Origin of the sequence: Peredibacter starrii (genome assembly GCF_034259205.1) — a bacterium.
In the GTDB taxonomy this organism is placed as follows: Bacteria; Bdellovibrionota; Bacteriovoracia; order Bacteriovoracales; family Bacteriovoracaceae; genus Peredibacter; species Peredibacter starrii.
On record NZ_CP139487.1, the window covers coordinates 1,990,239 to 2,016,555 of the forward strand.

The 26,317-nt window shown below is 42.9% G+C and carries 29 protein-coding genes and 3 pseudogenes; 23 read left to right on the top strand and 9 right to left on the bottom strand.

From position 1 onward, the window contains the following. The first annotated feature begins 5 nt into the window (after positions 1-5). From SOO65_RS10110 to SOO65_RS10135, 6 genes are all read left to right on the top strand, one after another. On the top strand, positions 6-521 hold the full coding sequence (locus SOO65_RS10110) for an acyl-CoA thioesterase (protein WP_321399972.1): 516 nt from the start codon (positions 6-8) through the stop codon (positions 519-521). A gap of 81 nt (positions 522-602) precedes the next feature. Then, a complete protein-coding gene (locus tag SOO65_RS10115) occupies positions 603-1,046 on the top strand; it encodes a hypothetical protein (protein ID WP_321399974.1) in 444 nt (147 codons plus the stop codon). Between the two features lie 98 nt (positions 1,047-1,144). Beyond that, positions 1,145-1,573 (top strand): hypothetical protein, encoded by a 429-nt coding sequence (locus SOO65_RS10120; RefSeq protein ID WP_321399976.1) that lies wholly within the window; start codon positions 1,145-1,147, stop codon positions 1,571-1,573. Positions 1,574-1,897: 324 nt separating this feature from the next. Then, positions 1,898-2,350 (top strand): hypothetical protein, encoded by a 453-nt coding sequence (locus SOO65_RS10125; protein ID WP_321399978.1) that lies wholly within the window; start codon positions 1,898-1,900, stop codon positions 2,348-2,350. Between the two features lie 11 nt (positions 2,351-2,361). Then, on the top strand, positions 2,362-2,817 hold the full coding sequence (locus SOO65_RS10130; RefSeq protein WP_321399980.1) for a hypothetical protein: 456 nt from the start codon (positions 2,362-2,364) through the stop codon (positions 2,815-2,817). A 139-nt stretch (positions 2,818-2,956) separates the two neighbouring features. Beyond that, positions 2,957-3,400, top strand: a complete 444-nt coding sequence (locus SOO65_RS10135) for a hypothetical protein (protein ID WP_321399982.1) — start codon at positions 2,957-2,959, stop codon at positions 3,398-3,400. On the opposite strand, the gene SOO65_RS10140 is transcribed toward SOO65_RS10135, so the two are convergent. Beyond that, positions 3,373-4,281 (bottom strand): histone deacetylase family protein, encoded by a 909-nt coding sequence (locus SOO65_RS10140; protein WP_321399984.1) that lies wholly within the window; start codon positions 4,279-4,281, stop codon positions 3,373-3,375. The genes SOO65_RS10135 and SOO65_RS10140 overlap by 28 nt on opposite strands. 21 nt (positions 4,282-4,302) lie before the next feature. Between SOO65_RS10140 and SOO65_RS10145 the strand changes: the two genes are divergently transcribed. Further along, positions 4,303-4,965: a class I SAM-dependent methyltransferase gene (locus SOO65_RS10145; RefSeq protein WP_321399986.1), complete on the top strand. Its 663-nt coding sequence runs from the start codon at positions 4,303-4,305 to the stop codon at positions 4,963-4,965. 167 nt (positions 4,966-5,132) lie between these two features. Here the strand turns inward: SOO65_RS10145 and SOO65_RS10150 are convergent, their stop codons facing one another. After that, a complete protein-coding gene (locus tag SOO65_RS10150) occupies positions 5,133-5,717 on the bottom strand; it encodes a thioredoxin family protein (RefSeq protein WP_321399988.1) in 585 nt (194 codons plus the stop codon). Beyond that, positions 5,680-6,948, bottom strand: coding sequence for a cytochrome-c peroxidase (locus tag SOO65_RS10155; RefSeq protein ID WP_321399990.1), 1,269 nt, complete (start codon positions 6,946-6,948; stop codon positions 5,680-5,682). The genes SOO65_RS10150 and SOO65_RS10155 overlap by 38 nt, the downstream gene beginning before the upstream one ends. A 166-nt stretch (positions 6,949-7,114) precedes the next feature. On the opposite strand from SOO65_RS10155, the gene SOO65_RS10160 reads away from it, so the two are divergent. Genes SOO65_RS10160 through SOO65_RS10170 form a run of 3 tightly spaced genes read left to right on the top strand, consistent with a single transcriptional unit; the run spans position 7,115 to position 9,684 of the window. Next, positions 7,115-7,855, top strand: a complete 741-nt coding sequence (locus SOO65_RS10160) for a YebC/PmpR family DNA-binding transcriptional regulator (protein WP_321399991.1) — start codon at positions 7,115-7,117, stop codon at positions 7,853-7,855. Positions 7,856-7,912: 57 nt separating this feature from the next. After that, entirely contained in the window at positions 7,913-8,923 is a 1,011-nt protein-coding gene (locus tag SOO65_RS10165; RefSeq protein WP_321399993.1) for a 3-oxoacyl-ACP synthase III family protein, read from the top strand. 2 nt (positions 8,924-8,925) lie between these two features. Next, positions 8,926-9,684: a dienelactone hydrolase family protein gene (locus SOO65_RS10170; RefSeq protein ID WP_321399995.1), complete on the top strand. Its 759-nt coding sequence runs from the start codon at positions 8,926-8,928 to the stop codon at positions 9,682-9,684. Between the two features lie 4 nt (positions 9,685-9,688). On the opposite strand, the gene SOO65_RS10175 is transcribed toward SOO65_RS10170, so the two are convergent. Continuing rightward, positions 9,689-9,889: a hypothetical protein gene (locus SOO65_RS10175; protein ID WP_321399997.1), complete on the bottom strand. Its 201-nt coding sequence runs from the start codon at positions 9,887-9,889 to the stop codon at positions 9,689-9,691. Between the two features lie 137 nt (positions 9,890-10,026). Between SOO65_RS10175 and SOO65_RS10180 the strand changes: the two genes are divergently transcribed. Beyond that, positions 10,027-10,158: a hypothetical protein gene (locus SOO65_RS10180; protein WP_321399999.1), complete on the top strand. Its 132-nt coding sequence runs from the start codon at positions 10,027-10,029 to the stop codon at positions 10,156-10,158. 38 nt (positions 10,159-10,196) lie between these two features. Here SOO65_RS10180 and SOO65_RS10185 read toward each other — a convergent pair whose 3' ends face one another. The 3 genes and pseudogenes from SOO65_RS10185 to SOO65_RS20805 form a co-directional block, all read right to left on the bottom strand. After that, complete coding sequence (locus SOO65_RS10185) at positions 10,197-11,066, bottom strand: IS3 family transposase (protein ID WP_321400195.1); 870 nt, start codon at positions 11,064-11,066, stop codon at positions 10,197-10,199. Then, positions 11,066-11,449 carry a hypothetical protein gene (locus tag SOO65_RS10190; protein WP_321389488.1) on the bottom strand — a complete coding sequence of 128 codons (384 nt, stop codon included), beginning with the start codon at positions 11,447-11,449 and terminating at the stop codon, positions 11,066-11,068. The genes SOO65_RS10185 and SOO65_RS10190 overlap by 1 nt, the downstream gene beginning before the upstream one ends. A 98-nt stretch (positions 11,450-11,547) precedes the next feature. Continuing rightward, positions 11,548-13,009: pseudogene (locus SOO65_RS20805) on the bottom strand (FumA C-terminus/TtdB family hydratase beta subunit). A gap of 165 nt (positions 13,010-13,174) precedes the next feature. Between SOO65_RS20805 and SOO65_RS10205 the strand changes: the two are divergent. From SOO65_RS10205 to SOO65_RS20810, 4 genes are all read left to right on the top strand, one after another. Next, positions 13,175-14,227: a chromate transporter gene (locus tag SOO65_RS10205; RefSeq protein ID WP_321400006.1), complete on the top strand. Its 1,053-nt coding sequence runs from the start codon at positions 13,175-13,177 to the stop codon at positions 14,225-14,227. 89 nt (positions 14,228-14,316) lie between these two features. Continuing rightward, positions 14,317-14,763 (top strand): Hsp20/alpha crystallin family protein, encoded by a 447-nt coding sequence (locus SOO65_RS10210; protein WP_321400008.1) that lies wholly within the window; start codon positions 14,317-14,319, stop codon positions 14,761-14,763. Positions 14,764-14,889: 126 nt separating this feature from the next. Then, positions 14,890-15,345: a rhodanese-like domain-containing protein gene (locus tag SOO65_RS10215; RefSeq protein ID WP_321400010.1), complete on the top strand. Its 456-nt coding sequence runs from the start codon at positions 14,890-14,892 to the stop codon at positions 15,343-15,345. Positions 15,346-15,574: 229 nt separating this feature from the next. Next, on the top strand, positions 15,575-15,820 hold the full coding sequence (locus tag SOO65_RS20810; RefSeq protein WP_407677009.1) for a hypothetical protein: 246 nt from the start codon (positions 15,575-15,577) through the stop codon (positions 15,818-15,820). 343 nt (positions 15,821-16,163) lie between these two features. On the opposite strand, the pseudogene SOO65_RS20815 reads toward SOO65_RS20810, so the two are convergent. Both SOO65_RS20815 and SOO65_RS10225 read right to left on the bottom strand, forming a co-directional pair. Continuing rightward, a pseudogene (locus tag SOO65_RS20815) lies at positions 16,164-17,225 on the bottom strand (S8 family serine peptidase); the annotation flags it as partial. Positions 17,226-17,306: 81 nt separating this feature from the next. Continuing rightward, positions 17,307-17,897, bottom strand: coding sequence for a YceI family protein (locus SOO65_RS10225; RefSeq protein ID WP_321400015.1), 591 nt, complete (start codon positions 17,895-17,897; stop codon positions 17,307-17,309). A gap of 113 nt (positions 17,898-18,010) precedes the next feature. Here SOO65_RS10225 and SOO65_RS20820 point away from each other — a divergent pair. The 8 genes and pseudogenes from SOO65_RS20820 to SOO65_RS10260 form a co-directional block, all read left to right on the top strand. Next, positions 18,011-18,136 (top strand): annotated as a pseudogene (locus SOO65_RS20820) (LysR family transcriptional regulator); the annotation flags it as partial. Then, positions 18,137-18,874 carry a LysR family transcriptional regulator gene (locus tag SOO65_RS10230; RefSeq protein ID WP_407677010.1) on the top strand — a complete coding sequence of 246 codons (738 nt, stop codon included), beginning with the start codon at positions 18,137-18,139 and terminating at the stop codon, positions 18,872-18,874. It begins immediately after the preceding pseudogene. Positions 18,875-18,883: 9 nt separating this feature from the next. Beyond that, positions 18,884-21,709, top strand: a complete 2,826-nt coding sequence (locus SOO65_RS10235; RefSeq protein ID WP_321400019.1) for a hypothetical protein — start codon at positions 18,884-18,886, stop codon at positions 21,707-21,709. Next, entirely contained in the window at positions 21,696-22,658 is a 963-nt protein-coding gene (locus SOO65_RS10240) for a hypothetical protein (RefSeq protein ID WP_321400021.1), read from the top strand. Before SOO65_RS10235 ends, SOO65_RS10240 begins: the two co-directional genes overlap by 14 nt. Beyond that, positions 22,634-23,647 carry a hypothetical protein gene (locus SOO65_RS10245; RefSeq protein ID WP_321400023.1) on the top strand — a complete coding sequence of 338 codons (1,014 nt, stop codon included), beginning with the start codon at positions 22,634-22,636 and terminating at the stop codon, positions 23,645-23,647. The genes SOO65_RS10240 and SOO65_RS10245 overlap by 25 nt, the downstream gene beginning before the upstream one ends. Next, a complete protein-coding gene (locus tag SOO65_RS10250; RefSeq protein ID WP_321400025.1) occupies positions 23,647-24,861 on the top strand; it encodes a threonine/serine exporter family protein in 1,215 nt (404 codons plus the stop codon). Before SOO65_RS10245 ends, SOO65_RS10250 begins: the two co-directional genes overlap by 1 nt. Positions 24,862-24,986: 125 nt before the next feature. Continuing rightward, positions 24,987-25,679, top strand: a complete 693-nt coding sequence (locus SOO65_RS10255) for a hypothetical protein (RefSeq protein WP_321400027.1) — start codon at positions 24,987-24,989, stop codon at positions 25,677-25,679. A 120-nt stretch (positions 25,680-25,799) separates the two neighbouring features. Then, positions 25,800-26,111 (top strand): hypothetical protein, encoded by a 312-nt coding sequence (locus SOO65_RS10260; protein WP_321400029.1) that lies wholly within the window; start codon positions 25,800-25,802, stop codon positions 26,109-26,111. Positions 26,112-26,317 lie beyond the last annotated feature (206 nt).

Here is a 26,317-nt window from a genome sequence, read left to right on the forward strand (position 1 = left end):
TGCACATGATCTTCAGAACAATTCTCATTTTTTTGAAGAAGCGCTTTCTTACTAAAACGCAGTTTAGCGAAAAGACCGTTATTAACATGCGAGTTCTTCCAACAGATTTGGATCTACTCTGGCACGTTAATAACGGTGTCTATTTCTCCTTCATGGACTTTGGCCGCTGGGACATGATCTTCCGCAATGGGGTCTATGATTTGGCCATGAAAAATGGTTGGTATTCAGTTGTGGCGGGAGAGACCATCAAGTTTAAAAAATCTTTGGAACTCTGGGACAAGTTTCAGCTTGAGACCCAAATCATGGGCTACGATGATAAATATTTTTTTATCCAACAGCGATTTGTAAAAAATGGCGAGCTTATGGCCACCGGACTTGTGAAAGTTCGCTTCCTTAAACGAAAAGGTGGAACAGTTTCTACCCAGGAAGTGATGGATCTCTTCAAAGACCAAGAGCTTCAGAACCGCGCACAAGAACTCAGCGCAGAGTGGTATGGAATCGAGAGTAAATATTTAGCGTAGGTCTTTTGGCCACATTTAAGTCATGAAATCCTTCCTCTTTTGTTAGAAATTTCTGCTGTTAATTCTAACAAAAGAGGGAATATGAAATTGATCGTCCTGACTCTTGTTTTTCTTCTCTGGTCTGTTGCTCGCGCTGATGAAACTGTTGTAGCAGAAGTTCGTGCTGGTTTCTGGAGAACAGAAGCAACTCCCATGTTTGAAATTAACCGCGATCAAGGAAGAGCTTGGGTGACGATCAAAGCTTGGGATGCAAGTCAGGCCCGTCGAGATCGCTACTACAGTTACTACCGTCAACTTGTTCCAGGACTTACATTCGATAAAGAATCTTCAACCATTGTTTATGAAAAAGATGGTGCTATAACGACTTGTGCCAAAGTTGAATCCCGTGGCCGCTCCATTTTTCGTTGGGACTACATTCAACCAACAAATTGTGAGTTAAAACTTAAAAAAGTCATGAGAGATTATGACGATGGATTTGAAATCAGACGCATCGAAATGATGCAGGTGCTTTTGAACGTTCTCTAGTGTTTTCTTTTGTAATCAGTTCGTAAAATTTTGTATCTACAGAGACAGACCTCTTTGTTAATGGTGTTTCTTTTTTAACCATTACTAAGAGGTTTGTTATGAAAAAGTTGGCCCTATCTTTCGCCCTTCTTCTTGTTTCTTCAGCTCACGCATCAGTTGTTCTTGAAACTGGTACAGTGTCAATGAGCCATAAAACTGAAGCTAAATTCGAAATCAACAGAAAGAACGACACTGCATGGGTTGTTCTTCAGCAAACTGTTCGTAAGCACGGTGGTCGTGGTGATGTTCGTGACATCGTTTACGAAGAGAAAGCAAACGTTGAAGGTCTTTCTTTCGATGCTGCCACAAACACTGTTGTTCTAGTTAAAGACGGTGCTCTTCTTGAGTGCGCGACTGTTGAGCTACGTGGAATTTCAATCTTCCGTTACAACAAAATTACTCCAACAGGATGTAAGCTTGTAACTAAGAGAGTTCCAAGAGCGAACAGCCGTTTCACGAACACACAAGTTCACCTTATCACTGAGTAATTCTTCTCTGACATACGCTGGTCTTCGGATCAGCGTACGTTCTCTCCTAAAAAATCCTCAATTCCTGAAAGTCACATCATAGTTTTGCAAAGATTCTGTTAGGAAATCTAATGGGCGCAAATTATTTTTTCTTACCTGGAAGTTGGAAATTGCTGGTGACAATTTGGCCAGAAATGCAACTTACTAGAGGGGAAATTTGTTTTTTTTAGTGATCAAATACAGATGATAGGTCGCGTAGCGCTTCATTTAAGTTTAAGAACACAGGTAACTTTTTTTTGTTAATTCTTTGGGCGTTCGTTAACCATTAACAAAAAGAGGTTTGTTATGAAAATGTTAGCAGTGTCTCTGTCTCTGTTATTTGTTTCTGCGGCCAACGCTTCCATGGTTCTTGAAGTTCCAACTGATCATTGGGCAGAAAGAAACGAAGCAAAATTTGAAGTGAACAAAGAGCAAGGTCGCGCCTGGGTAACGCTTATGCAAATTCAACCGCGTCGAGGTGGCCACAAATCTGCTGGTCCAGGTGAATTCGCTCGCGAAACTCGCGCTAAAGTTCCGGGCATGTCTTACGATGAAGCTTCAAAATCAATTGTACTTGATCAAGATGGCAGAATCGTAGAATGTGCAACCGTTCGCACTCGTGGTGTATCGATCTTCAAGTACGACAAGATCACTCCGACTGGCTGTAAACTAATCGTTAAGAAGGCGAAAAAGGCCCAAGATGATGGTTTCAGAACTCGTTACATCAGTGTAACTCAAGTTCACTTGATTGCTGAGTAAGGAGCATCACCATGAAATTCTTAACTCTTGTTTTTGCAGTTCTTTGTATTGCTCAAGCTCAAGCCGCTGAGACAGTGGTTCTTGAAGTTCCTAAGAATTCGTGGGCCCGCGAGCTTAAGGCCGTCTTTGAAGTAAATAAAGACAATGGTCGAGCGTGGGTAAGTTTGAATTTCAGAGAGCAGTTCGGTGGCTCAGGTAGCCGTCGTGATGCTCCACAAATGTCCGTTAGTACTCGAGTGGCCGGTCTCTCATATGACACAGCCTCACAAAACATTATCTTCGAACAAGATGGTGCTTTAACAGAATGTGCATCGGTCAGAACTCGTGGTGTTTCAATTTTCAGACATGACAATATCACAATGACTGGATGTAAGTTGAAGGTTAGGCACGTAAAAAAGATGGTGGACAATGGGTATGAGGTTCGTAAAGAAGACAGAACTCAGGTCCTTCTCATCACCAACAATTAAACACTTAAATTAACTCTCACATAGCGGGTATCTTAAGGTACCCGCTTTTATCTTTGTGCACAAATTAAAAGCATTTTACAACAGGTGAGTGGGGCCTTTATACACGACCATTCGTTTAACTTTTATTAATGGAGTTTGTATGAAATTGTTCGCACTCGTTTTCTCACTACTTGCTTTCTCGGCAGCACACGCTTCTTCAAAGGTTCTGGTTTATGAAGTTGCTGAGTCTTACTGGAAACAAAATCCAGATGCTTCTTTTTCTGTTAACAAGATGAAGTCTGATGCTTTCATCACTTTTACAACTGAGACGATTGAACAGGATCCTCACCGTGTGATTAAGAACGAAACAAAAGTAGCTGTTCCTGCTCTTTCAATTCGTGATGGTCAAACGATTCAACTTGAACAGGAAGGTTCACTTGTTGACTGTGCTACAGTTCAAACTCGTGGCGTATCTGTGTTCCGTTGGAACAAAGTGACTGAAACTGGTTGTACTGTAAAAGTAGAAACAGTTAGAAAAGTATTCAATGACAATGGTTACACTCGCAAAATGCGCGTTCACCAGGTCTTCATTGTTGTTAAGTAATATTCTTTAGCGACTTTAATCGTGTTCACGTGGGCGCGTACTGTAAGTTCAATTGGATTTGCGTACCCGCCCCCGAGTCCCATCGCCACTGGTTTATTTCCCGCAAATTCAAACACCATTCTGTCTCTTCTCATGAGCCCATCAAAGGTGAGGGCGAATGTTCCCAACGTGTCCTCTTTGAGGGGATCCACTCCCGCTTGATAAAATAAAATATCATAGTCCAGGTGACTAATTTGTCTTAAAGCTCCCGCCAAGGCAGAAAGATAGTCCTCATCACCAGTGTCGGATGGCAGTCCCACATCTAAGTGGGAAGGAACTTTTCTGAAAGGATAGTTCTTGTCTCCATGAAGACTCAAAATAAAAACATCGTCTCTATTTCCTAGAATGGAACTGTTACCATTTCCTTGATGAACATCGAGATCGATGATGAGAATTTTTTTGACCTTCTTCATTTCTAGTAATCGCAGGGCCGCGACCGCGAAGTCGTTAAACACGCAATAACCTTCACCACGATCGGCATGAGCGTGGTGAGTTCCTCCGGCGAGTAAGGCAGAGAAACCATTTCTAAGGGCCGAATCAGTAGCAGCAATAAAGCCACCGACTGCTGTATAGGAACGAATAAGAAGTTCCGGACTCCAGGTAAGGCCAATCGGTCGAAGTTCTTTTTCGGAGAGGGTGTTATTTTTCAGACCCATTACATAGTGCTCAGTATGAACTCGAAGCACGTCCTCATCACTTGCCACTTCCGCCGGATATAGTTGATCCTCAGTCAGGACATTTTCATTCACTAAAGCTTCATGGAGAAGTCGATACTTTTGCATCGGGAAACGATGACCCGGAGGCAGAGGAACCTGAATGTGATCAGTGTAGAAAAACTGCATTTTCCGAGTATAGTTAGTTTCATGCGAACCATAAAGATGAAATATCCCACCCAAATTAGACAGCGAACTATTAACGGCAAATTGTATGTGATGGAAGCGATTCGCGACCTGGATGAGGCAATAGATCTCATCTGTGAGGCCATGACGCCGGAAGAGCAGTTAGACCCCTTTGCGGAAGACCTGTGCCCATACTTTGGTATTCTGTGGCCCGCGGCCGAGGCATTGGCCCAGTACATTGGTGAAAGACCACAGTTGGTGAAAAATAAAACGGTGTTAGAACTTGGTTGTGGCCTAGGATTTCCAGCATTGGTCGCCAGTCACGCTGGTGGAAAAGTTCTCGCGACGGATTTTCATCCGGATGTTGAAGAATACTTTCAGCGCAACTGTCGCCATTCATCAGTTCAGTGCGATTACATGCGCCTTAACTGGAGAGAAGAGAGTAGTGTGGGTCAATTTGATGTGGTAATGGGATCAGATGTATTGTACGAGAGTAAGCATCCCAAGGAAGTCGCTCGAGGACTCATCAGATATGCAAGGCCGGGAGGGAAGATTATTTTATCCGATCCCGGCCGAAGTTATTTACAACAATTTATGAATGCCATGAATGATGAAGGTCATAAAGAAGAAATCGTGACCCTCACGATAGATCAAAAAGAAGTTTTTGTTATTGAATATACTGTGTGAAGTAATAAAGACTGCAAGCTAATGTAATTAACGTAAATTTTAAGATCATTTCTCCTCCTTGAGAAATTCATGGGCTTAAATTTTATTCTAGCGTTAATTGTGGAAGGTTTCCAAGAAGTTTCAGAGGAGAAAATTTGTCCCGACTAAAACAGTCGGGACATTCGAGACTAATATTTAACCGCGCATCCGTACGCTCTTGTCGTGTGAGCGGTGACTTTTTTACCATTCATCACTTCATCCAAGGCATTCGCAACGTAGTTCTTTGCAGTTGCGATCGAATCCTTTTCTGTATCTGGTTTATCGTCAATTGCACCTTGGTAAACAAGGGTTCCATCTTTATTAACGATGTACATGTGGGGACTGGTTTTAGCTCCGTAGAGTTTTCCCACTTCACCAGTTGGATCCAGAAGAATGTCAGTTGGTGAGGCCTTATTTTCCATTTTGTCCTTAAGAGCACCCGCCTGATCAACATAACCTTGTTTTCCAGGGGCGGAAGAAATCACTGAAAGCCAGACCACACCCTTATCGGTGTACTTCTTCTGAAGGGCCTGCATATTGCCTGAGTCGTAGTGCTTACGAACGAATGGGCAGCCGTGGTTAAGCCACTCAAGAACCACCACTTTACCTTTATAGTCAGAAAGAGAGACCTCTTTAGAGAGACCTTTAAGCTTAAATGCTGGGGCCTTCTCGCCGGTTGTAAGGGCGAAGCAGGTGCTACTTACTAAGAAGAGGAGAGCAATCAGTAACTTCATTTTCAACTCCTTTGAGATATTTCTGTAAACTGATGTCAGTTAAAGCGACTTTCAAGAAACAGAACAAATCGGCCTTTTCTTCATTGGTGAGATAAAGATTTCGCGCCAATTGTGGGGAAAGGGTTCTTTCGCGATTATCGTTATTCGCCCCATTGGTGTCGAGGTTCAGAGTGTCTGAATAGTTTCTGTGACGAGGGTTCCAGGTGAAATTGCGGAACGTATTATGGGGATCATTGTAGTGCTCAATGACTTCCCACAGGTTATTGAAAGTTCCAGAATGCATATAGGGAGCGCTCACCCCAACGTTACGAAGAGGAGAGACGCGAAACTTGTATATGTCGGTTTGTTTCTGAGTAATTGCTGCACGGCCGTGATCGTCAGCAATAAGTTGTGGAGTACCAATGTTCTGAAAGCCATAAGAAGTCAGCTGATCACCCACATGGCACATAGTACACATGCCTTTACCTAGAAATACTTCCGCACCTCTTTTCATTCTTTCAGTCATGGCATTTTTTCTACCTCGAAGATACATGTCCCAAGGAGTATTCACGGCGAGAAAGTGGTGACGCTGGAATTCGGCCAGGGCATTTCCAACATGGGCGATATTAAAGGTCGTGACATTAGGATAAGCGGCCCTAAAAAATTTCTCGTATTCCGGAAGACTGAGCAGGCGGGCCATGATTTGGTCCCAGGCCTCAATAGTTGTGAGTTTTGATTCTTTCCCCAGCATCTCCGCCGGATTTGCCAGAGGGAAAACTGCTTGAACTGCAGAAATAGAATCAAAGGTCTTGGCAATTTCCGGAAGCTCCGGATTCTCGCCATTAATTTTTGGTTCCGGAGTCATCCAGTGATCTCTGATTCGCATCACCCGCCCGTCCCAGAAAAGAGTCCGAACGTCAGGAAGTCCCACATTATAATTGGCGGGAGTGTGACGGGCGAGCATTAGACCATTTTGTTGCATGCGACGATGTCCCAGACCCTGGGCACCTTCACCTAAACCCAGAGGAATACCGTCTCCGCCGAACCCTTCCTGTGAGTGACAAGAGTTACAGCTGATATTGCCCTTACCGGAAAGGCGATTATCGAAATAAAGTTTTGATCCCAATTGATAAAGGGCCATGCGCTTTTGAGGAGCAGCAAGAGGGGAAAGTCTCAATCTCTGAATGTAATCATCGAGGTTTTGCGCCTCTGCAGAAGTAAATGAGAATAGAAATGCCAATACCCACAACATGAAGAGCCTTTTATAAAAATCGGAATACCAAAGCATAGGGTTTGGTATGCCAAACATCAAGCCTAAAAGTATCGCAACTCCGCGTTATTACCGACTTTTTTCAAGCCTAATAGCGGCTTTTTAGGATATAGTTAGTCATTAAATTTCTCTACGATAGGAGTGCCCGGTGGGACGTAAATGGAACAACATTAAGATGAAAAAGGCCGCTCAAGATAAGGCGCGCTCACAAAGTTATACTAAGATTCTTCGCGAAATTCTTATGGCCGTTAAAAACTCTGGCCACGCTGAAGTTGAATCAAACTTCGCTCTAAAAATTGCTCTTCAAAAGGCCAAAGACAATAACGTTCCAAGAGATAACGTAGATAAAGCAATCAAGAAAGGTCTTGGACAAGATGGTGCAGTCGTTGAAGAGATCAACTATGAAGGTTACGGCCTTGATGGTGTGGCCGTTTTCATTGAGGCCGCAACTGACAACCCAACTCGTACTGTAAGTAACGTTCGTTCTTACTTTAACAAATACGGTGGTTCCCTTGGTACTCCAGGATGTCTTCAGTTCGTATTCGAGCGTAAGGCGATGTTCACGATTAAAGAAGAAGACATGAATAAGATGTCGACTGATGATCTGATGATGGAACTTATCGACTTCAACATTGATGACGTTGAACTAGAGGATGGTTTCGTAACAGTGAAAGCTCCAACTGAATCTTACCATGATGTTTATAAGAAGCTTGATGCCCTTAAAATCAAAATCGAAGACTCAGGGTTAGAGCGTCTGCCGCTTAATACAAAAGAAGTAACAAAAGAATCTTACGAGAAGATTCAAAAGCTCATCGACGTTCTTGAGAGTGATGATGATGTGACTAAGGTTTACCACAACCTTGAGTGGAACGAAGCTTTCGCAGAATAAATTTTTGATTTAGGCCTTTCTTCGGAAAGGCCTTTTTATATTAGCAAAGGAATGCTTATGTATAGTTCAGAGATCATTGGAACAGGGATGTATGTACCGCCGGGTGTGGTCACAAACCATGACCTTGAGAAGTTGATGGAAACTTCGCATGACTGGATCGTTCAGCGATCTGGAATTGAAGAGCGCCGCTGGGTGACTCCTGAAGTTGGTACCACGGATCTTGCTCTGCGCGCTTGTGAAGAGGCGATCAAGAATGCTGGCATTGATAAAAAAGAAATCGATTGTATTTTATTCGCGACTCTCTCTCCTGATCATGATTTCCCCGGTGCCGCTTGTTTTCTTCAACCAAAATTAGGTCTTACAGATATTCCTGCCATTGATGTTCGTCAGCAGTGCTCGGGCTTTATCTATGCCATGAGCATCGCCGATGCTTTCATTAAAACTGGCCAGTATAAAACGGTGCTGGTGGTAGGAGCGGAAGTTCACTCTAAGGGGCTGGATAAAACCACTCGTGGACGTGATGTGGCCGTATTATTCGGTGACGGTGCTGGTGCCATTGTGATGAGAAGAACAGATGTGAAAGATCCAAAGAAGGACTCTCACGTTTGGTCGACTCACTTATACACCGAAGGTGCCGGTGCAAAGGAACTTTGGTTAGAAGTTCCGGGCATGGCACTGGGTGCTGATCGTATTACTCACGACATGCTTGAGAAGGGACTTCACTATCCTCAGATGAATGGTAAGAAGGTTTTTGCCAACGCAGTAAGAAGACTGTGTGAGTGTACGATGACAGCTCTTAAAGCAAACAACCTTACTCTTGATGATATCGATCTCTTCTTGTTTCACCAGGCGAATATGAGAATTAATCAGATGGTGGCGCAGGAACTCAAAATCCCGGAAGAGAAGGTCTTCAATACCATTCAGAAATTCGGTAACACTACTGCCGCCACAATTCCTATCGGGATGGCAGAAGCAGTGAAGGCCGGCAAACTTAAAAAAGGCTCCCTTGTTGCAAGTGCCGTCTTCGGATCAGGCTTTACTTGGGCAAGTTCAGTTTACAGGTGGTAATCATGAAATTCTTATTCTTACTTTTGTTGCCAGTAGTCGCGTTCGCTAAAGTTAAAACCGAAAAATTTGCTTACGAGAAAGACGGAGTGAAGATGGTTGGAACCTTGGCCTATGATGATAAGTTTAAAAAACCTCTTCCGGCCGTAGTGATCTTCCCGGATTGGATGGGAGTAGGTGAGTACACAGAGATGCGTGCAAAACAAATCGCCGAAATGGGTTATGTTGCTTTGGCAGCCGATGTTTATGGAGACGGCAAGCGCGCAGCTGATGTGAAAGAAGCGATGTCGCTTGCTGGTAAATACCGTGATGGCGAACGTAAAGAAATGAGAAGCCGCGTGAATGGTGCGGTGGAAGCACTTGCAAAAGATAAGCGTGTGAACAAAGACAAGATGGTGGCGATTGGTTACTGCTTCGGTGGGACTGCTGCTCTTGAACTTGCTCGTTCGGGTGCCCCAGTGAAAGGAGTGATTTCTTTCCACGGTGGACTTAACACGAAAGTTCCTGCAACGAAGATGGATGCTAAGGTTCTTGCCCTTCACGGTGCGGATGATCCGTTTGTTCCGACACAAGAAGTGATGGATTTTCAGGAAGAGATGAGAAAAGCAAAAGCAGACTGGTCGATGGTTTCTTATGGAAACGCCGTTCACTCTTTCACACTTAAAGATGCTGGTAATGATAATTCAAAAGGTGCTGCTTACAATGAACTAGCGGACAAGCGATCTTTTGAAGAGATGAAGCGCTTCTTTAAAGAAACACTTTAAGATTTTATGCCGCCTTGGACTTGGAATTTTCCGGGTCCAAGATGGTTTTCATGATCGCCCTCGAATAAAAATTGATGATCACTTCCATGGATTTATCATAGTACTCAGTACGTTCTTCAGTGCTCGCAAATTCCATCTTCGCGACTTCGGCCTCGAGTTCTTTTAGGAGAGTTTCTTTTAAATGGAAGAGTTGGTTTAAATCCATGCTCTCTTGTCGGAAAACTTACGGAAGGTCTTAAAAATAAGGCATTTCAATAGGATTTATTGGTCATTACAGGTCTCGTTTCAATAGTTTATGAAAAGTACCGATGAGGTCTTATAATAGCTAAAAGCGAGGTCCCTATGCGTTTATTACTAGTATTAGTTTTAGGATTTAGTTTTGCGGCCTATGGCCAGAGAGTGAAAGAGAACATCAAGCAAAGCACGACACAGACAACAGATTCAAAACCTGTAAAGAAACAGGTCCGCAAATAAAAAGGGCCCTTATAAACTGTACCCCATAAAAAGTACATTTAAAAAAAACCGCTTAATAATAGCCCTCGGTATTCTGCCGGGGGCTTTTTATTTAAACCCTTTTGGGGCCTTTCTTCATTATAATATTTGATGGTACTGGATACCACCTTTTCAACCTCTTCATATGATCGACATTTTTTAATCTCTAAGAGATCTTTGAAGTGACCAAAAAATGATTCAATTGGTGCGTTATCTAGGCAATTACCTCTCCGTGACATCGACTGAGTTACACCTGCTAGCCTCAGAACTGCTCTAAATTCTTCATTAGTATATTGGAAGCCTTGATCTGAATGAATCATTAGATCAGTTCTTTTCTCGATTGGAATCTTACTCAGCAATTCTTTGAACTCGCATGCAAATGCAGATACTGTTGGTGTTTTCATTAATTTGTAAGAGACGATCTCGTTAGTCGCAAGGTCTTTGGTCGCTGACAAGAAAGCTTTGTCACAATTTCCATAATACAAGTAAGTCATATCTGTCGAATACACCTGATCTGGAAGTGGTGGATAGAAGTCTCTTTTAAGTAAGTTTGGTATTTCGACATGCTCCCCAGACTTCAAAGGGATTGCGCGATAAGGATTTCGACGACGGATTTTTGTTTCAAATCCATACTCTCGTTTAATTCTGGCGATCTTTTTGTGGTTTATAACATGTCCATCTCTTCGCATGAGTAAATCAAGCGTGATGATACCTGCTTTTTTCCTACTTCTCTCGTGATAATGCTTAATGATCTTACATGCCATTCTATCTCTTTCTTGGCGGGCCTCTGAGGATTTTCGAGAGGAATAAAATCCACTTCGACTAACAGACATTAAACGACAAAGATAGGAGCGATTTAACGATGGATCTTTGGAGATGGCCTCACCGATTAAAGAAAAAACAGCGGATCGTCTTCGGTGAGACCTTGGGCCTTTTTTAGCTGAGCATTGATCTCCTTTTGGAGAGCAAGTTCGGCTTTGAGCTCCTCGATAGTCATTTTATTAGGATCTTTCCGGCGACCACGCTTCTTTGGTACATTTTTAAACTTTTCTTCTCTTCTCCATCTATTCAGTGAGGAGTCAACGTACTTCTTATCGAAGCAGTTAACACTAAGAGTATCATTGAAGAATTGTTGACGAGTTCTACCGTCATCTACTCCATGGAGCATGAGCCGTTTAAATTCATTGCTGAACGAAATAGATTTTTCGGTAATTTTAATAACGTAGGGATTAGTTGTGAGCTTTTTGCGCTCAGAAAGAGAAAAGGCCCTCATAATCTGCTCCTTTTAAGGATTTTAGCCCATTTTTTAGAAAAGCGGTTTTTTTAGCTTGTCTAGAAAATGGGGTACAGATCATTACGGGCCCTTCTCTTTTATAGCACTTCTTTTAAAGCTTCTTTTGAATGAGCTTCAACATCTTTGTGAAGCGAGTTTCCATGAGCATCCATCGTTACTACAACCGGAAAATCTTCTACAGACATTTCCCAGATCGCCTCTGGAAGACCGAACTCTTCAAGGTATAGACCATCTACTGATTTAATCTTCTCAGCAAGAACCTGAGCAGCGCCGCCTACAGCGTGGAAATAAACGCAGCCGTACTCTTTACAAGCATCAAGGGTCTTTTGTCCCATGCCACCTTTACCAATCACACCAACGATACCGTGATCACGAATCACTTCCCACTGATATGGCTCTTCACGAATAGAAGTCGTAGGCCCCGCGGCAGTAACAGTCCACTTCTTAGTTTTCTTATCTTGAAGAGTCACTGGACCGCAGTGATAGATAATTTGGTTTTTAAGATTTACCGGAGATTTCCCACCGTCGTGAAGGTACTTGTGAACAGCATCACGGCCGGTAAAAAGCTTACCAGTGATGAGAACCATGTCTCCCACTTTAAGTTCACGAACTGCTTCTGGAGAAAACGGATAAGATAGTTTTTTCATATTAGTACAACCATTTTTTAATTGTGTTTTTCTTAGCATCAAGCACCACACCCTGACGGCGGAATGCCCAGCACATGTATGAAATTGAAACGAAGAATGAGGCAGGAACGCGGTTAGCGTGAGTCATCTTACATGAGATAAGAGTTGTCTTACCACCGAAGCCCATAGGGCCGATTCCGAGTTTGTTACATGTTTCAACGATCTCTGATTCTAGTTTTGCTAGATCTGCATTCGTGTTTTTATCATCAAGTTTACGAAGAAGTTGTTTCTTCGCTGCGTAGGCTGAGTCAGCACGGTCACCACCGATACAAACACCCAGTGCGCCTGGACCGCAACCTTTACCTTGAGCTTTATAAACTGCATCGATCACAACCTTACGTACACCTTCAAGATCACGACCCGCACCTAGAGTTGTGTCTGGAAGAGAGTATTGAGCAGAAACGTTTTCGCAACCGCCGCCCTTAAGAACAAGCTTAACTTCAACTTCTTTGCCTTTCGTTTCATAGAAGTGAATTGAAGGGTGACCTTCACCAAGATTTGTTCCTGCGTTTTCACCAGTAAGAGAGTTTACTGAGTTCTGACGGAGGTAACCTTTTTGAGTTGCTTTAACCACGGCCTTCTTAATGAGTTCTTTGAAGTCATTCTGGAAGAATCCAGGAGGGTGATAAACGAAGAAAATCACAGTTCCAGTATCCTGGCAAAGCGGCTGAGACTTAAACTTAGCAAGATCCATATTATCTTTGATGATGTTCATGGCGTAAGAAGCAGTTGTGTTCTGCTCTTCTTGTGAACGGGCCTTCATCAGAGTTTTTGCCACATCATCAGGAACTACTGTTGAAGTGATGCGGATGAGTTCAAGAAGGGATTCGATGGTTTGTGTTTTGGGATCGATTTTTTTTGCTGCGGGAACTTTCTTAGAGAGGACTTTTTTTACCGGTTTTTTTGCCACGGCCTTTTTTACAGGGCGCTTTGTGGCCACTTTCTTAGTCATAAATATCTCCTAATATGTGGCTACATTTTAGTCGTAAGTTCGTTCTTTTTGAAGGAAAATTGTCGTATGGAAAAATCTCTTGCCCATGTTTTTTTGAAACTCGGATTTTTGAGCTTCGGAGGACCTGCTGCTCATATTGCTATGATGCGCTCAGAAGTCGTGGATAGACGTGCCTGGTTATCGGAAAAGGAGTTTATGGATCTCCTTGGTGCCACAAATCTCATTCCCGGTCCCAATTCAACTGAGCTGGCCATTTTCATCGGTCATAAGCTGGCCGGATGGCGTGGACTCATCATAAGTGGTGTGTGTTTTATTTTACCGGCCTTTTTAATCGTTCTCGCTGTGGCCGCCTTGTATTCTCATTTTGGAACAGTTCCAGATACTAATGCAATTCTAAAAGGTATGCGGCCCGTGGTGGTGGGGGTGGTTTTCCTGGCCCTCTGGAAACTTGGTCAAACGATCTACAACACCGGTATGGTATCGATCATTACCTTGGTCCTTTCTAGCGTTTTAATTTTTTACGGAATCAACGAGTTGGCTGTTATTTTTGGTGCTGGCCTTTTCATGGGCCTCTATAGAACAAAGTTTCATCAGAAACTAAGCTTGAGTTTTGAATTGTTTATGTTCTTTTTCAAGGTCGGCTCGGTACTGTTTGGAAGTGGATACGTTCTCCTTGGATTTTTGCAAAAGGACTTGGTTGAAAAATCTAAGCTTCTGACTGAGTCTCAATTATTGGATGCCATCACTATTGGGCAGGTGACACCTGGGCCGGTCTTCACAACAGCGTCTTTCATTGGTTATCTCATTGATGGTTTCAGTGGATCCATATTCTCGACATTGGGGATTTTTGTGCCCTCATTTATTTTTGTGGCATTAGTAACCCCATTTCTTACTCGATTGCGTGCCTCAGAATTTTTTTCTCATGCTTTGGATGGAGTGAATGCTGCTTCGCTGGGGCTCATGATTGTTGTGTTAATCAAGCTTTCTATGGCCAGTTTTATAAATCCTCTAACAGCTGCCTTGGGTCTAATTTCGATCACTCTTTTACTGGTATTTAAAAGATTAAATTCCGCTTACTTAATAATCTCTGGCGGTGCTCTCGGTTATTTCTTTTTATAATTTTTTTCGTTCAAACCTTGACGAAAATGAAACGCCTCCCATCTTGTAAGCAAGAAAGGAATACGGAAATCACCTAATAAGGAGGCACTATGTATCACTTTGAACTAAAACCGAATCGCACTCACAATCAATGGGAAAAAGAATTTGAAAAACTTTTCGATGTCTTCTCGAAAGAAGACTTATATGCCCCGGTTTGTGAAATTCAGGACGAGGAAAAATCTTATCTCATCAGTCTGGATATTCCAGGTGCTCGTAAGGAAGACATCAACATTGAAGTAAAAGACAATCATCTTCACATCTCTGGTGAACGTAAATACACCGGGAAAACTGACAAAGACTACGTTCTCCGCTCAGAACGTCGCTATGGAAAATTTTCACGGGTCTTTAGCTTACCTAAGAATGTGAACCCAGATGCGATTGAGGCCAGATTCGAAAACGGAGTTTTGGATCTGACCTTACCTAAAGAAGCCAAATCTCAAACGCGCAAAATCGCGATTTCAGATTGGTCTAAGGCAGAGACCGATCTGAAGAGTTAATTCTCCTCCCTTTTTAGGGCCTCCTTTCCGGGGGCCCTTTTTTTTCTTCACCAAATCCAAACAAACAAAGCCATCTTTCCTGTCATATAAGCTCCTGCATTAAAACAATCCAACAGGAGTTCTCTCATGAAAAACCTTCTCGTTATTCTCTCTCTCGTTCTTTCATCTTTCTCATTCGCGGGTCCGGAAGATCATATTCCAGGTGCTGTTTACGCCACTAAATCAAAGGTTCCTTACTATCTAATGGAACTTGTTTTTGATTCAGCGGTTGTTACTCCGAATCTAAGAACATTGTTCCTTGAAGCACGCTACGGAAATTTTTTCGGAGACTTCAAAGTGACGAACGTTATCTTTAAAACAGAAGATGATATGGTGATCACAGCTGAGAAAGTTCTCTTTGATAGATCGTCAGGAATTTGTGATGACGCTGAAAGAGCAGTGGCAACAGTTAAGGCAGTTTCGAACATCACTAGCGGAATTGATCCTAAGGCGATGGAAATATCTGTTGAGTATTGGTCAACAAATGACAACTGTCACAACTATGGCCAGACTGAAATTCTAAAATACGAATTAAAACAGTAATCTCGCAAGGGCCCCTTTTCAGGGGCCCTTTTTATTTGGAATAATGGACCTTCATAAAAGTGAGGTATCTATGCACCAAATGCACGCTATTTATCAGGGCGAATTGAGAACTGAGGCCCTTCATTTAAATTCAAATAACATTATCTATACTGATGCTCCAAAAGATAATCAGGGTAAGGGTGAAGCGTTTTCACCAACTGATCTTTTATCAACTTCACTTGCCAGCTGTATGCTGACAATTATGGCGATGAAGGCGCGAACTCTGGGGATTGAGCTTCAGGGAGTGAAGGTGCAGATTGAGAAGAAGATGCAGGCAGCTCCTCGGAAGGTGTCGGAGATTGTTCTACACTTTGACTGGCAGGGACTGGATCAGCGGATTCCGGCCGAGCATCTGGCGCAGTTGAAGGAGGCGGGAGTGACGTGTCCTGTGGCGCTGTCACTGGATCCTTCGGTAAAGAAGACTCTGGTTTGGTAACTGGAGCTGGGGCCACAGTTGTAGGCTCCTCTGGCTCATCAACTTCCTGAGGTGTAATCACACTCGGGAATGATTCTAAAACTTTCTTTTTCATTTCCTCCGGAGTCACTGCCGGAGGAAGTCCACCAATATTCACATGATCTTCCATTGGAATAAGACCTGATTTCCCAAGCTGAATCGCCTGATCTATCGACATGTCTTTTGAAAGAAGTGCGGCCTTAAGGGCGTGATGGTTATTAGCGATTGAACCTGAAATCATTTTGTCATTCAGGTGAGTTTTCTCATCACCAGTTTCAAGAATAATGCGCTTGATATTGGCCGGAGTGAGTTTCGGATTCGTATTGAGAATCTGGGCAGCAAGGTTTGAGATATAAGGTGCGGCCATAGATGTACCACTGGCCGGAGAGTAAAGATCACTTCCGTCCTGAGAGTAAACCTTTGGAACAATCGAAAGAATCGCCACGCCAGGCGCACCAATATCTACCGAGGCCTTCCCAAAGTTAGAAAAAGTCGCCAGATAATCACCATTCATCGCTGCCACGGTAATGGCATTCGGAACTTTAATGCGTGAAGGGTAGTGATGATACTGATCATTATCCAGACCCGAGTTCCCGGCCGAAAACACAAACAGGATATTCGGATGGCGAAGCATGGTTTTTTCACCACGACGATAAAGCTCAGCGAAATAATTATTCGTATAGTTTAAGAGGCGAGGCTCATCGATCTCTTTTCCTGTGAACTCTTTATAGCGTTCACGGAACTTCGTCATAATGTTCTTAAAGGTGATACCGTAAGAGCCATTCACCACTTCAATGCGTTTATTCGAAACGTAACGACAGATCTTGGTGAATTTCTTTGAAACACGGTCCAGGGAGTTCTTAATATCTTCTTCAAACTTCTGATCGGGAGTTTTAGCAGTTAGAGGAATCTCACCCTCTTTGGTGTTATCTTCAACTACTACTACCGGGTTAGGAATATTGAGGCCACGAATAGGGAAGATCGAAATGTTTTCACCTTCACGAAGAGCAATTCCGGCGACAAAAGTTCCGTGAGAATGTTTTTTGAACATCCGCACTTTTTCCATAAAAGTCTTATCGGCGTTCTTTTTCTTATACCACTCAAACTCTTCCATCGAGAGACCTTCGCGGTGACCTTTGGCACGGAGAGTTCGATAAAGCAGAACTTCCTGAATATCAGACTTATCTTCAATAACAGGTTTTTTTAAGTGAGAGTTGTCGAAAAAGTCCCAGCCTTGAAAATCAATGGCCTCTTCGTCGGTCTCTTTTTTCAGGATTTTTGGTTTTAGGTAATCGTGATCCAGATCGAAACCAGTGTCGATAATAGCAATAGTCGCGCCGTAACTCGCGTTCGCAAGGAATAATAGGAAAAGGGCCAAACGGATCATGAGAGAATTGTAATGGGAAAGAAACAGACTTTCGAGAACAAAAAGGCCCTCCGAAGAGGGCCCATTAGACGGAGACGGGAATTATTTTTTAGCTGAAAGATCGATTGCTAGAGTAAATTCGTCGTTAATTGCCTTGTCACCAAGACCTTTAATGAATGAACCTGAACCGTAAACTAGACCCCATTTAGTGCGGTTAATAGTTACGTTTGATTTACCAGTTACACCAGCATCTGTCTTTTTAAGATCAGTTACCAGGAAAGTAATAGGGTTTGTCTTACCGATCATAGTAAGGTCACCAGTTACTTCTAGGCCTTTATCAGTTTTCTTAGAGTTTTTGATAACAAGTTTAGCTTCAGGATATTTAGCTGTATCGAAGAAATCTGCAGACTTCATGTGGCCAAGATACTTAGCGTTTGTATCTTTATCAGTGATGTCTGTGCTTGTTAGTGAGTTCATATCAACAACAACTTCACCACCAGTGATTTGTTCGCCTAGGAAAGTAAGGTTACCGCTTTTTGCAGTTACGTTACCAGTGTGTTGACCAGTTACTTTCTTACCAACATAAACGATCTTAGTAGCAGCAGAGTCTACATTGTAAGTTTGAGTCATAGGTTTGTTTTGAGCGTACGCAGTAGCAGAGAAAGCAAGAGCAACAGCTAATAATGTTTTCATATAAACTCCTCAGTTTGATGAACATTAGATTTTGATGCTTCCATGATGAGGGCATTTCTGATAAAAAAAAAGACAGTTTTTTTGATAAACTATATAAGAAATAATTATACCCTATGACCTTTGATCAAGTGCTTGTTTTTCATAAGATTGTCCAGTCCGGTAGCTTCAAACAGGCTGCTGCGGAGTTGCATAAAACCCAACCAGCTATAAGTTTGTCGATAAAGAAACTTGAGGAGGAGATGGAAGTTGATCTTTTTGATCGGAGTGGGTATCGCCCTGAACTCACAGATCATGGAAAAGCGTTTTATGAACGCTCGCTTAAAGTGCTCCAGGGGATGACTGAACTGGAAGGGCTTTCGCAGAGTTTTCGAAAACAGCAGGAGCCTGAGATTTCTATTTCAGTGGATGGCATCTCTCCACTGCCAAAACTTCTCCACATCTTTAAAAATTTCGGAGAAAAGCATCCGAATACAAAACTCAATCTTACCTTTGATATTCTCAGTGAAATTGAGCGCCGGGTTTTAGAGCGTGAAGCTCAAATTGGTGTGACTCATTTTATTTCGGATAAAAACGCCCTTGATGTCGTTCCGGTGACCACCGTGAAAATGGTCCCGGTCATGAGCAAGGAGCTCTTTAAAGAACGCAAAGTAAAAAATCAGAAGGATCTTCTGGAAATAGATCAGATCGTGATTGGAGACAAAAATCCTCGTGGTGCTAGCTTCGGGCTTCTGGATGAAGGACGAAAGTGGCGAATCAATGACAATAACTTCAAGCGCGATATCATCTTCGCGGGTCTGGGATGGGGTCACTTGCCGGATCACTCGATCGTTAGAGAGCTTGCAGAAAAAAAACTCGTTGTTCTTGAATTTGAAGATATCCATCCCCGTGAACTTGTTATTAATCTAATAAGACATAAGCGCCACCAACTTGGAGTTGTGGCCAATCTATTGTGGGAAGAACTTAAAAAGAATTGTTAGGGAATAGACATGCTGAAGTTATTGCTCCTGTTGCTTCTTAGTTGGTCTGCTTTTGCTCAAATCGAGGCCCCGTTCGCAGTCGTGGATTACAATCAGAACCCCTCTGATATTGAATGGCGACACATTGTTACTGAACACTTTGATCTCATCTTCCCTGAAGAAGTGGAAAAAGACGCTCAAAGGGTCGCCCATCTTTTAGAGAAGGCCTATCCTTATGTGACTCGTTCTATGGAAGAACTTCCTCCAAGAATTTCCCTAATTTTGCAAAACCAATCGGTGATCTCTAATGGATTTGTGACACTCGCTCCAAGAAGATCGGAGTGGTACCTTTCTCCGGCCATAGATCCGGAGCTTACTAATACTGAATGGCTTAAAACTCTTTCTGTTCATGAATTTCGTCACGTGGTTCAGTTTCAGAAAGGTAAACACGGGTTCAATAAATTTTTAAATATCATCATGGGTGAAGCGGGCCAGGCCCTTGGACTCGGGCTCACGATGCCACCATGGTATTTTGAAGGAGATGCGGTCGGTGTTGAGACTGCTCTCACTAAGGGAGGGCGTGGTCGTCTTCCATTATTTGAAAGAGATCTCAGAACTCTCTTATTATCAGGTCAGAAATGGGACTACGATAAGGCCCATTTAGGCTCTTATGAAGACTATGTTCCTAATCATTACGTCTATGGTTACTTCTATACATCGACGTTAAGAAATAACTATGGTGACTTGTTTCTTTCAAAACTCGCCAATCAATCTGCGGAAACCAGCTGGAACCCTCTGAGTTTTTATAATTCAGTGGACCGCATGACTCATGAGAAGTTTGAAGACTTTTATTGGGGCGTGATGGGGGATCTTATTAAGGAATGGAAGAAACGAGCTGATGAACTGACACCAACTCCTTATGAAGTAAAAAACCTTGGAAAGCGTTTTGGCTGGACCAATTATCTTTTCCCTCAAACCACCCAAGATGGAAAAGTTGTGGCCCTTAAAAAAGGTCTCTCATTTTACGATCGCTTCGTTTTGATCGATGGCAAAAAAGAAAAGACTCTTTTCTATCCAGGACCTCTGGCGACTGAATACCCATTTAAGCTTCGCGGCGGGAAACTGGCATTTTTAGAACTCGAAGTTGATCCACGTTGGGGTTACCGAAACTTCAATAAACTTAAAGTTTATGACGTTAACGAAGATAAGATAGTTGTCTCTAAGGCCCACACCAAATTAAGAATTGCGATCCCTGATCATGCAGGAAAAAAGATTCTGGCAGTTGAGTGGGACGAGGCCCAAGGCCAGGCCATCGTTGTCTTGAACCACAAGGGTAAAGAGATTCAACGAATCCCGTATCCTAAGAATGAGGTCATCACTTCCATTGATTGGTTAAGTGATTCAGAGATCGTTTTCGTTCAAAAAGACTATAACGATATGAAGTCTATGGTTCAGTTTAACCTGGGCTCAGCTGAAAAGACTTATTTGATTGATAAGGCCGTGAACAATATCGGAAACGTGGCCGTTGAAGAAGGTCACATTCTCTTTGAAAGTCCAGAGTCAGGAATTGATAACATCTGGCTTTATACAAAAGAGGGAACTCGCCAGATCACGAGTGCTCTTTTTGGTTCATACGCTCCGACACTTCATCAAGGGAAACTCATCTATAACGATTACACCGCCAACGGGATGAACGTTGTACAAAAGTCCCTTCGTATGGATGAAGAGCAGAAGTCTCAGAATAGTTTTTACCCCATCTATGAAAAGTTCGCGATGAGTGAAAACGCTAAGGGCCTTGAAAGCGAACTCTTAGAAAATGAAGAGTACAAGAGCTCTAAGTATTCAGAGCCGAAGCATTCGCTTAACCTTCACAGCTGGTTATTACTAGCACCTCCTTTAGGGGCCGACATTACAGTGATTGGCTACTCACAGGATGTGCTTAATAAGTTTTTCCTCTCTGCCGGTGGTGTCTATAATCTGAATGAAAAATCAGTTACAGGTTTTGTGACTTCAAGCTGGTCACAATACTATACTGTGTTTGATGTGCGTGCCGCCTATGGTGGAAGACGTCAGGATGTGACCGTCAGTGGTAAGGAAATTGAAGATAAGTGGGAAGAAGGCACGGCCGATGTCGGTATTTCAGTTCCATGGAAATATATTCAGGGACGATTTACCCATAGTTTTTCTGTCCGCGGTTTTGCAAAACTGATTAAAGTGACCAACAAGATCTCAAACGATCTCACTGAAGTGAATGATGGTGCTCTTTATTCACCGGGTGCTGAGCTTAACTATTCCGTGATTTCAAGAATGGCCCGTCGAGATTTAAACCCAGAGTGGGGATTTTCAGTCTTTGGACATATGGAAGACGGCCGTGACATCACGGGGGCCGATCAGAAAGGAAGTATCCGTTCAGTTGATTCTCGCATTTATTTACCGGGTCTCTGGCACCATCACTCTTTTTTCCATCAGGTCGCGTATGAAAGACAGAAGGACAACTTCTATCAATATGCTTCTTATGTCATTTACCCTCGTGGAACAAGAAGTGTCTTCCTTCAGGAATTTACTAAGTATTCAGCGAACTACATGATGCCACTTTTCTATCCAGACTGGCACTGGTCACGTTACTGGAACTTGAAGCGAATTAATCTTAACCTTTTCTACGATGATTTGACTGGTCGCTATCTCACCAATCACTACCGTGCTGCTTCGACCGGTTGGGAAACAATTTTCGAGATGAATTTCCTTCGTCTGGCCTATCCTATCAGTATCGGTCTTCGTGGAAGTTATGTGTTAGAAGGTCGTGAACAAAGTAATAACTATGAGCTCTTCCTCGCCACGGTCCTTGGAACTTTTTAAATTTGATTATGATGCCATTGAGGCCCTCGTAGGAACCAGAACTGGTTCTTATAAGGGTCTCGATAGCAGGGCCCTCTATACCTCTCGTGAAGACTTCGAATCTATTTTTTCTCATTCCTTAGTTACTGGAACCTTTGTTGATCTGGGTTGTGGGATAGGGGAAGGTTGTCTTTTGTACTCCTGGCTTTATCCAGATCGCCATTCTATCGGCGTGGATTTTGAGCTGAGTCGCATTGAAGCAGGGTTAAAGATAAAAGAAGAATTGAAGTTAGAAGCAGTATCATTCCTTCATCAGGATCTTCTTCAGGGAGATATTCCCCTCGGGGACACCTATTTTCTGTATTTTCCTACCGGCATTGTTTTAGATCGCATCCTATCTGAACTTTATCAATCCAATCGTGATTTTAGAGTCGTCGCAATTGAGTCCCATGGAGATCTGTTTCCGCGCCTGGAGAAAGAGAATTGGTTGAAGCTAGTCGCGACAATCCCTCTTAAAAGTGAACGGCATCATCCCATGGCCCAGGTTTATGAGAGAACCACAGAACCTAGAAGTTCTTCCTTGGGTCCATTCGAGTTGAGTTTTCAGGAGAAGTTTCTTTTAATCGAAGAGGGGGATATTGCCTGGCTAGGAGAGTCCTATGGACTTGAATGGACCCATGATGATCGATTTGAGCTTCTGACCCCTCCTAGGACCATTTATTGGAATCAAGTGAAAGAGATTTTAAGCTTTGATCAAATTGATGTTAAGTTTCGAAGGGCGCTCGAAATCCGTCGTCTGGGTGGAGTGACTGTCAAAACTCTGTCATCGGAAATCACGGGCCATATTCGTAAAGTTATTGTGAGGCCCACCTTTCATCTAGAAATATCAAGTGGGGAAAAGGTAGAATGGAGTCACATTGTGACAATCACACAGGGATCTATTCTATGCTACGACTCCTCTTCTGCTTAATTTTCATCTCTGCCTGTTCTATGGGAACAATTCAAAAGGGCGGTGAAGATCGCTACTATTACGATTCCCACAGCGAATATACCAAAGAAGATCTAACTGAACTTGCTCCAAAAGTTGTGATGACTTCACAGCGTGATCCTCGTGTTGGAAAACTGGATGAACTTTTTGGTCCCGGCCAAAAACCTCTGAAGCGAGTAGGGATTGTTATTTTCGAGACCATGATTCAGCCGACACTTGGTGGACTTGCTAATAGTGACAAAGTTTTCATGTCGGACGCTGGAAAGCAGCTTCTAACAGAAAAATACCTAAGCATCTGGGAGCAGAGTCTTCCTCTGATCGCCCCTGAACTTGATTTTGTCTCTACCGCTAAAATCAAAAAGACCAAGGCCCTTCATGAGTATGGCCAACGTGTTCCTAACTACATTAACTCACGCAGAACGGCCCTCATGCCGGATGACATCTACTACCTGGAGAAAGGCAAGAAGACTTCAAATGCTTTGGTGTTTAACCCTCGTGGCATGCGAGATCTTTCATTTTTGTTGGTACCTGCAACAGAACTTATGGGAGGACCAAAATGGTCTGAGCATAATAAGTCTTTCTTGAATGATCTTGTAAAAGAGCTGAAGCTTGATGCTGCGATCATTATTATGAGTAAGACATCATGGACCGCGGCCCATATCGAGAAAAATTCTGGAGCGATTATTCCGGAAGAGATTGAGTTTAAAATCCAGGCCTCGACTTTATTACCACTTAGCCTTTATCATGAGCGCTTAGAGAAGCTTGGTAATAAAGAGAAAACTGAAGTGACTCTATGTTATCGTTCTTACGAGGCACAGATTAAAGTTCCTGCACTTATTTCTGTTGATCCGGCCGATCAGAATTTTGCTACAATTGAAAAAGAAATCCTGGCCCCTTTACTTAAAACCTATGCGGATCTCACACAGATGACTCTTATCCGAGTGACTGAAGATCTGAAAAAGACCTGGTAATGGAAAAAAAAGAATTTCAACGAAAAGTGAAATTCATTCTTCGATTTGGTCGTGCTCTCCATGCAGTGGGATCGCCGGCCCATACGATCGAAGGAACCATGCAAGACATGGCCCAGCTCTTGGGTCTAAGAGGGAGTTTTATCTCTCAACCGACAGCCATTCTTTCGTCGTTTTCGGATGGCGGAGAGGAAGAGGTCACAAAAATTGAACGTGTTGAACCAGTAGGAGTTAATCTTGGTAAACTCTCTAAGGTCGATACTGTTGCAAAAGAAGTCATTCAAAATCAAATTACTTATGAAGAAGGTTACGCAAAATTAGATGAGATCTGGAGCTCCAAAGATCCCTACGGAAAACGCTGGACCTTGATCTATTTCTTATTTTCGGCCGCGGGATTCATGGTTCTCTTCGGAGGAACCTGGGGTGATTTCATTGCCAGTATTACCGTTGGTGTTCTCATGGGTGCACTTTCCATCATTCGACCGATTGGACTTGTGGCCCAGCTCTTCGATGCCATCGTGGCCGTAGTTGCTTCTCTAGTGACTTATCTCCTGGCCAAACTCATTCCTGGTCTTAACATCGGTGTGATCATTCTATCGAGTCTTATCATTTTCATGCCAGGTCTCTTCATCACAATTGCCATTGCTGAGATTGCCACTCAAAATCTGGTCTCAGGAACGGCCCGCCTTGTGGGAGGAGTGATGATTCTTTTGAAACTCACTTTCGGCGTGTTTATTGGAAGTAAGATTGCAAGTTGGTTTCATTATCCTTCTCTTGATATCGATTTTGCCATGATTCCATGGTGGATCACTTTTGTGACTCTTCCTCTGACTGCGGCCATGGCCAATGTAAACTTTAAGACCAATAGAGATGACTGGAGATGGGTGACTATCGCTGGTATCTTCGGCTTCCTTTGTTCAAAACTGGGAGCAAAATATCTTGGACCTGAACTCGGTATGTTCTTCGGTGGCGCTTGTGTCGGGGCCATGAGTAACATCTTTGCTCGTCTTAAAAATAAACCTTCTGCCATTTTCCAATGGCCAGGCATTATCCTTCTAGTTCCCGGATCTGTTGGTTATCGCAGTCTCAGCTTCTTGTTTGAGAGAGATGTATTGGGAGGACTTGAAACGGCCTTCACCATGATCACACTTGCTCTTGCACTCGTGGTCGGGGTGTTCTTCGGTAACATTCTGATTAAACCTCGTCGTAGTATGTAAGTGGTCCTATCTAAATAAAGCGAACATTTTTGCCTGCTTGATGCGGCCCGCATCGTAGGGGCATACTGAATTATATGGGAATCCAAGGAAGGATCCTCGCTTAGTCTTTAACCAAGGATGGTGTAATGGCGAAGCTTATTTGGTTAGCATGCCTCTTCATGTTCTTTGCGAGCTGTAACCAGAATCCTGACTGTCAAAATCAAGATTCAACCACCGGCAAGGCAGCAACCAATCCAACAACTGCTGCTTGTCCGATTGATCCCGAACCAGAAACTCCTGATCTTGAACCCGAACCTGATTTAGGTGAGCTACCTAACGAGGCCCTGATTTTTGAAACCAAGGCCGACCTTTATAACTTTGAAGTGGCCGACGAAGACAAAGTTCATAAGGCCTTTGAGATCATTAAAAAAGTCGTGGGCTCAAAAGAATTCAGAAGCCGAGTCATCAATTTTACTTATCAAGGTAAAAAGCAATTCGTTGATAACAAGGGCATGAGTAATGCAGAGATTTATCAGGCCGTCCTTGATGGAAGAGAAGATCTCAGACCTGAAGTTGATCACGAGATGGATCTTGAACTTGAATTGTATTACTCATGGAGAAGCACAGTGGGATATACGACTCCTGGTGCTCTTCGCATCTACATGAATACCAAATACTTCTATCCTTATACGCCTGCACAGGTCGCAGGTAACGTGTTTCATGAATGGACCCATAAATTGGGATTTGATCATGATGCCAATTATTCTGTAGCAAGAGACTCATCAGTTCCCTATGCTTTGGGATACTTGATGGAAGAGTTAGGCAAGCAATACGAATAAGAAATCTGCGTGGTTAAATGCCACGCAGTTTTTGTTTTTCTCCTCTAAGAAATCAATTTTTCATCCATATTCCTGGCACCGTTTATGCTTTAAATAATCCCGTGAGTACGAGGAGGATTTATGGAAAATCAAAATAATCAGGAACATTCAACTTTCTTTGATCAGGCCGATGGAAAATTCAACGAGGCGATTGAAAAAAAACAACCTCTCCGAAGAGGTGTGATGGAAGATGAAGAAAGTGATTTCAGTGATGAAGGTACCAAACAGGCCGGCGCTGTAGATCCGGAACAGCAGGTGAGAGAAACCGAAGATGCTTCACTTCAAGATGAAACTTATTCATTTGATGAGCAGAACACTGACAATGAAGAGTATCATGACGCCAGTGGTGCAGAGGAAGTCGACTTCGATAATGATGATGACTTCATCCAGTAATTGATCAGGACAAGGCATTACGTTTAATTCTTCAGATGATCTATAGATAAATGATCTCATGCATGCGTAATGCCTTCTTAAGAACATTCCCAAACTAATTCATGTGCTTTCTGCAGAATGAAAATTCGATGACACTTCGTTCTCCGCAAGATTTGCTTTGCTTCAAACAAAAATTGTAAGAATTATCATAGTGAATTTTTGTTTTT

Coding starts and splice junctions, on each gene's coding strand:
- SOO65_RS10110 (WP_321399972.1), top strand. CDS start 6: ATGATCTTCAGAACAATTCTCATTTTTTTGAAGAAGCGCTTTCTTACT.
- SOO65_RS10115 (WP_321399974.1), top strand. CDS start 603: ATGAAATTGATCGTCCTGACTCTTGTTTTTCTTCTCTGGTCTGTTGCT.
- SOO65_RS10120 (WP_321399976.1), top strand. CDS start 1,145: ATGAAAAAGTTGGCCCTATCTTTCGCCCTTCTTCTTGTTTCTTCAGCT.
- SOO65_RS10125 (WP_321399978.1), top strand. CDS start 1,898: ATGAAAATGTTAGCAGTGTCTCTGTCTCTGTTATTTGTTTCTGCGGCC.
- SOO65_RS10130 (WP_321399980.1), top strand. CDS start 2,362: ATGAAATTCTTAACTCTTGTTTTTGCAGTTCTTTGTATTGCTCAAGCT.
- SOO65_RS10135 (WP_321399982.1), top strand. CDS start 2,957: ATGAAATTGTTCGCACTCGTTTTCTCACTACTTGCTTTCTCGGCAGCA.
- SOO65_RS10140 (WP_321399984.1), bottom strand. CDS start 4,281: ATGCAGTTTTTCTACACTGATCACATTCAGGTTCCTCTGCCTCCGGGT.
- SOO65_RS10145 (WP_321399986.1), top strand. CDS start 4,303: ATGCGAACCATAAAGATGAAATATCCCACCCAAATTAGACAGCGAACT.
- SOO65_RS10150 (WP_321399988.1), bottom strand. CDS start 5,717: ATGAAGTTACTGATTGCTCTCCTCTTCTTAGTAAGTAGCACCTGCTTC.
- SOO65_RS10155 (WP_321399990.1), bottom strand. CDS start 6,948: ATGTTGTGGGTATTGGCATTTCTATTCTCATTTACTTCTGCAGAGGCG.
- SOO65_RS10165 (WP_321399993.1), top strand. CDS start 7,913: ATGTATAGTTCAGAGATCATTGGAACAGGGATGTATGTACCGCCGGGT.
- SOO65_RS10170 (WP_321399995.1), top strand. CDS start 8,926: ATGAAATTCTTATTCTTACTTTTGTTGCCAGTAGTCGCGTTCGCTAAA.
- SOO65_RS10175 (WP_321399997.1), bottom strand. CDS start 9,889: ATGGATTTAAACCAACTCTTCCATTTAAAAGAAACTCTCCTAAAAGAA.
- SOO65_RS10180 (WP_321399999.1), top strand. CDS start 10,027: ATGCGTTTATTACTAGTATTAGTTTTAGGATTTAGTTTTGCGGCCTAT.
- SOO65_RS10190 (WP_321389488.1), bottom strand. CDS start 11,449: ATGAGGGCCTTTTCTCTTTCTGAGCGCAAAAAGCTCACAACTAATCCC.
- SOO65_RS10205 (WP_321400006.1), top strand. CDS start 13,175: ATGGAAAAATCTCTTGCCCATGTTTTTTTGAAACTCGGATTTTTGAGC.
- SOO65_RS10210 (WP_321400008.1), top strand. CDS start 14,317: ATGTATCACTTTGAACTAAAACCGAATCGCACTCACAATCAATGGGAA.
- SOO65_RS10215 (WP_321400010.1), top strand. CDS start 14,890: ATGAAAAACCTTCTCGTTATTCTCTCTCTCGTTCTTTCATCTTTCTCA.
- SOO65_RS20810 (WP_407677009.1), top strand. CDS start 15,575: ATGCTGACAATTATGGCGATGAAGGCGCGAACTCTGGGGATTGAGCTT.
- SOO65_RS10225 (WP_321400015.1), bottom strand. CDS start 17,897: ATGAAAACATTATTAGCTGTTGCTCTTGCTTTCTCTGCTACTGCGTAC.
- SOO65_RS10230 (WP_407677010.1), top strand. CDS start 18,137: ATGGAAGTTGATCTTTTTGATCGGAGTGGGTATCGCCCTGAACTCACA.
- SOO65_RS10235 (WP_321400019.1), top strand. CDS start 18,884: ATGCTGAAGTTATTGCTCCTGTTGCTTCTTAGTTGGTCTGCTTTTGCT.
- SOO65_RS10245 (WP_321400023.1), top strand. CDS start 22,634: ATGCTACGACTCCTCTTCTGCTTAATTTTCATCTCTGCCTGTTCTATG.
- SOO65_RS10250 (WP_321400025.1), top strand. CDS start 23,647: ATGGAAAAAAAAGAATTTCAACGAAAAGTGAAATTCATTCTTCGATTT.
- SOO65_RS10255 (WP_321400027.1), top strand. CDS start 24,987: ATGGCGAAGCTTATTTGGTTAGCATGCCTCTTCATGTTCTTTGCGAGC.
- SOO65_RS10260 (WP_321400029.1), top strand. CDS start 25,800: ATGGAAAATCAAAATAATCAGGAACATTCAACTTTCTTTGATCAGGCC.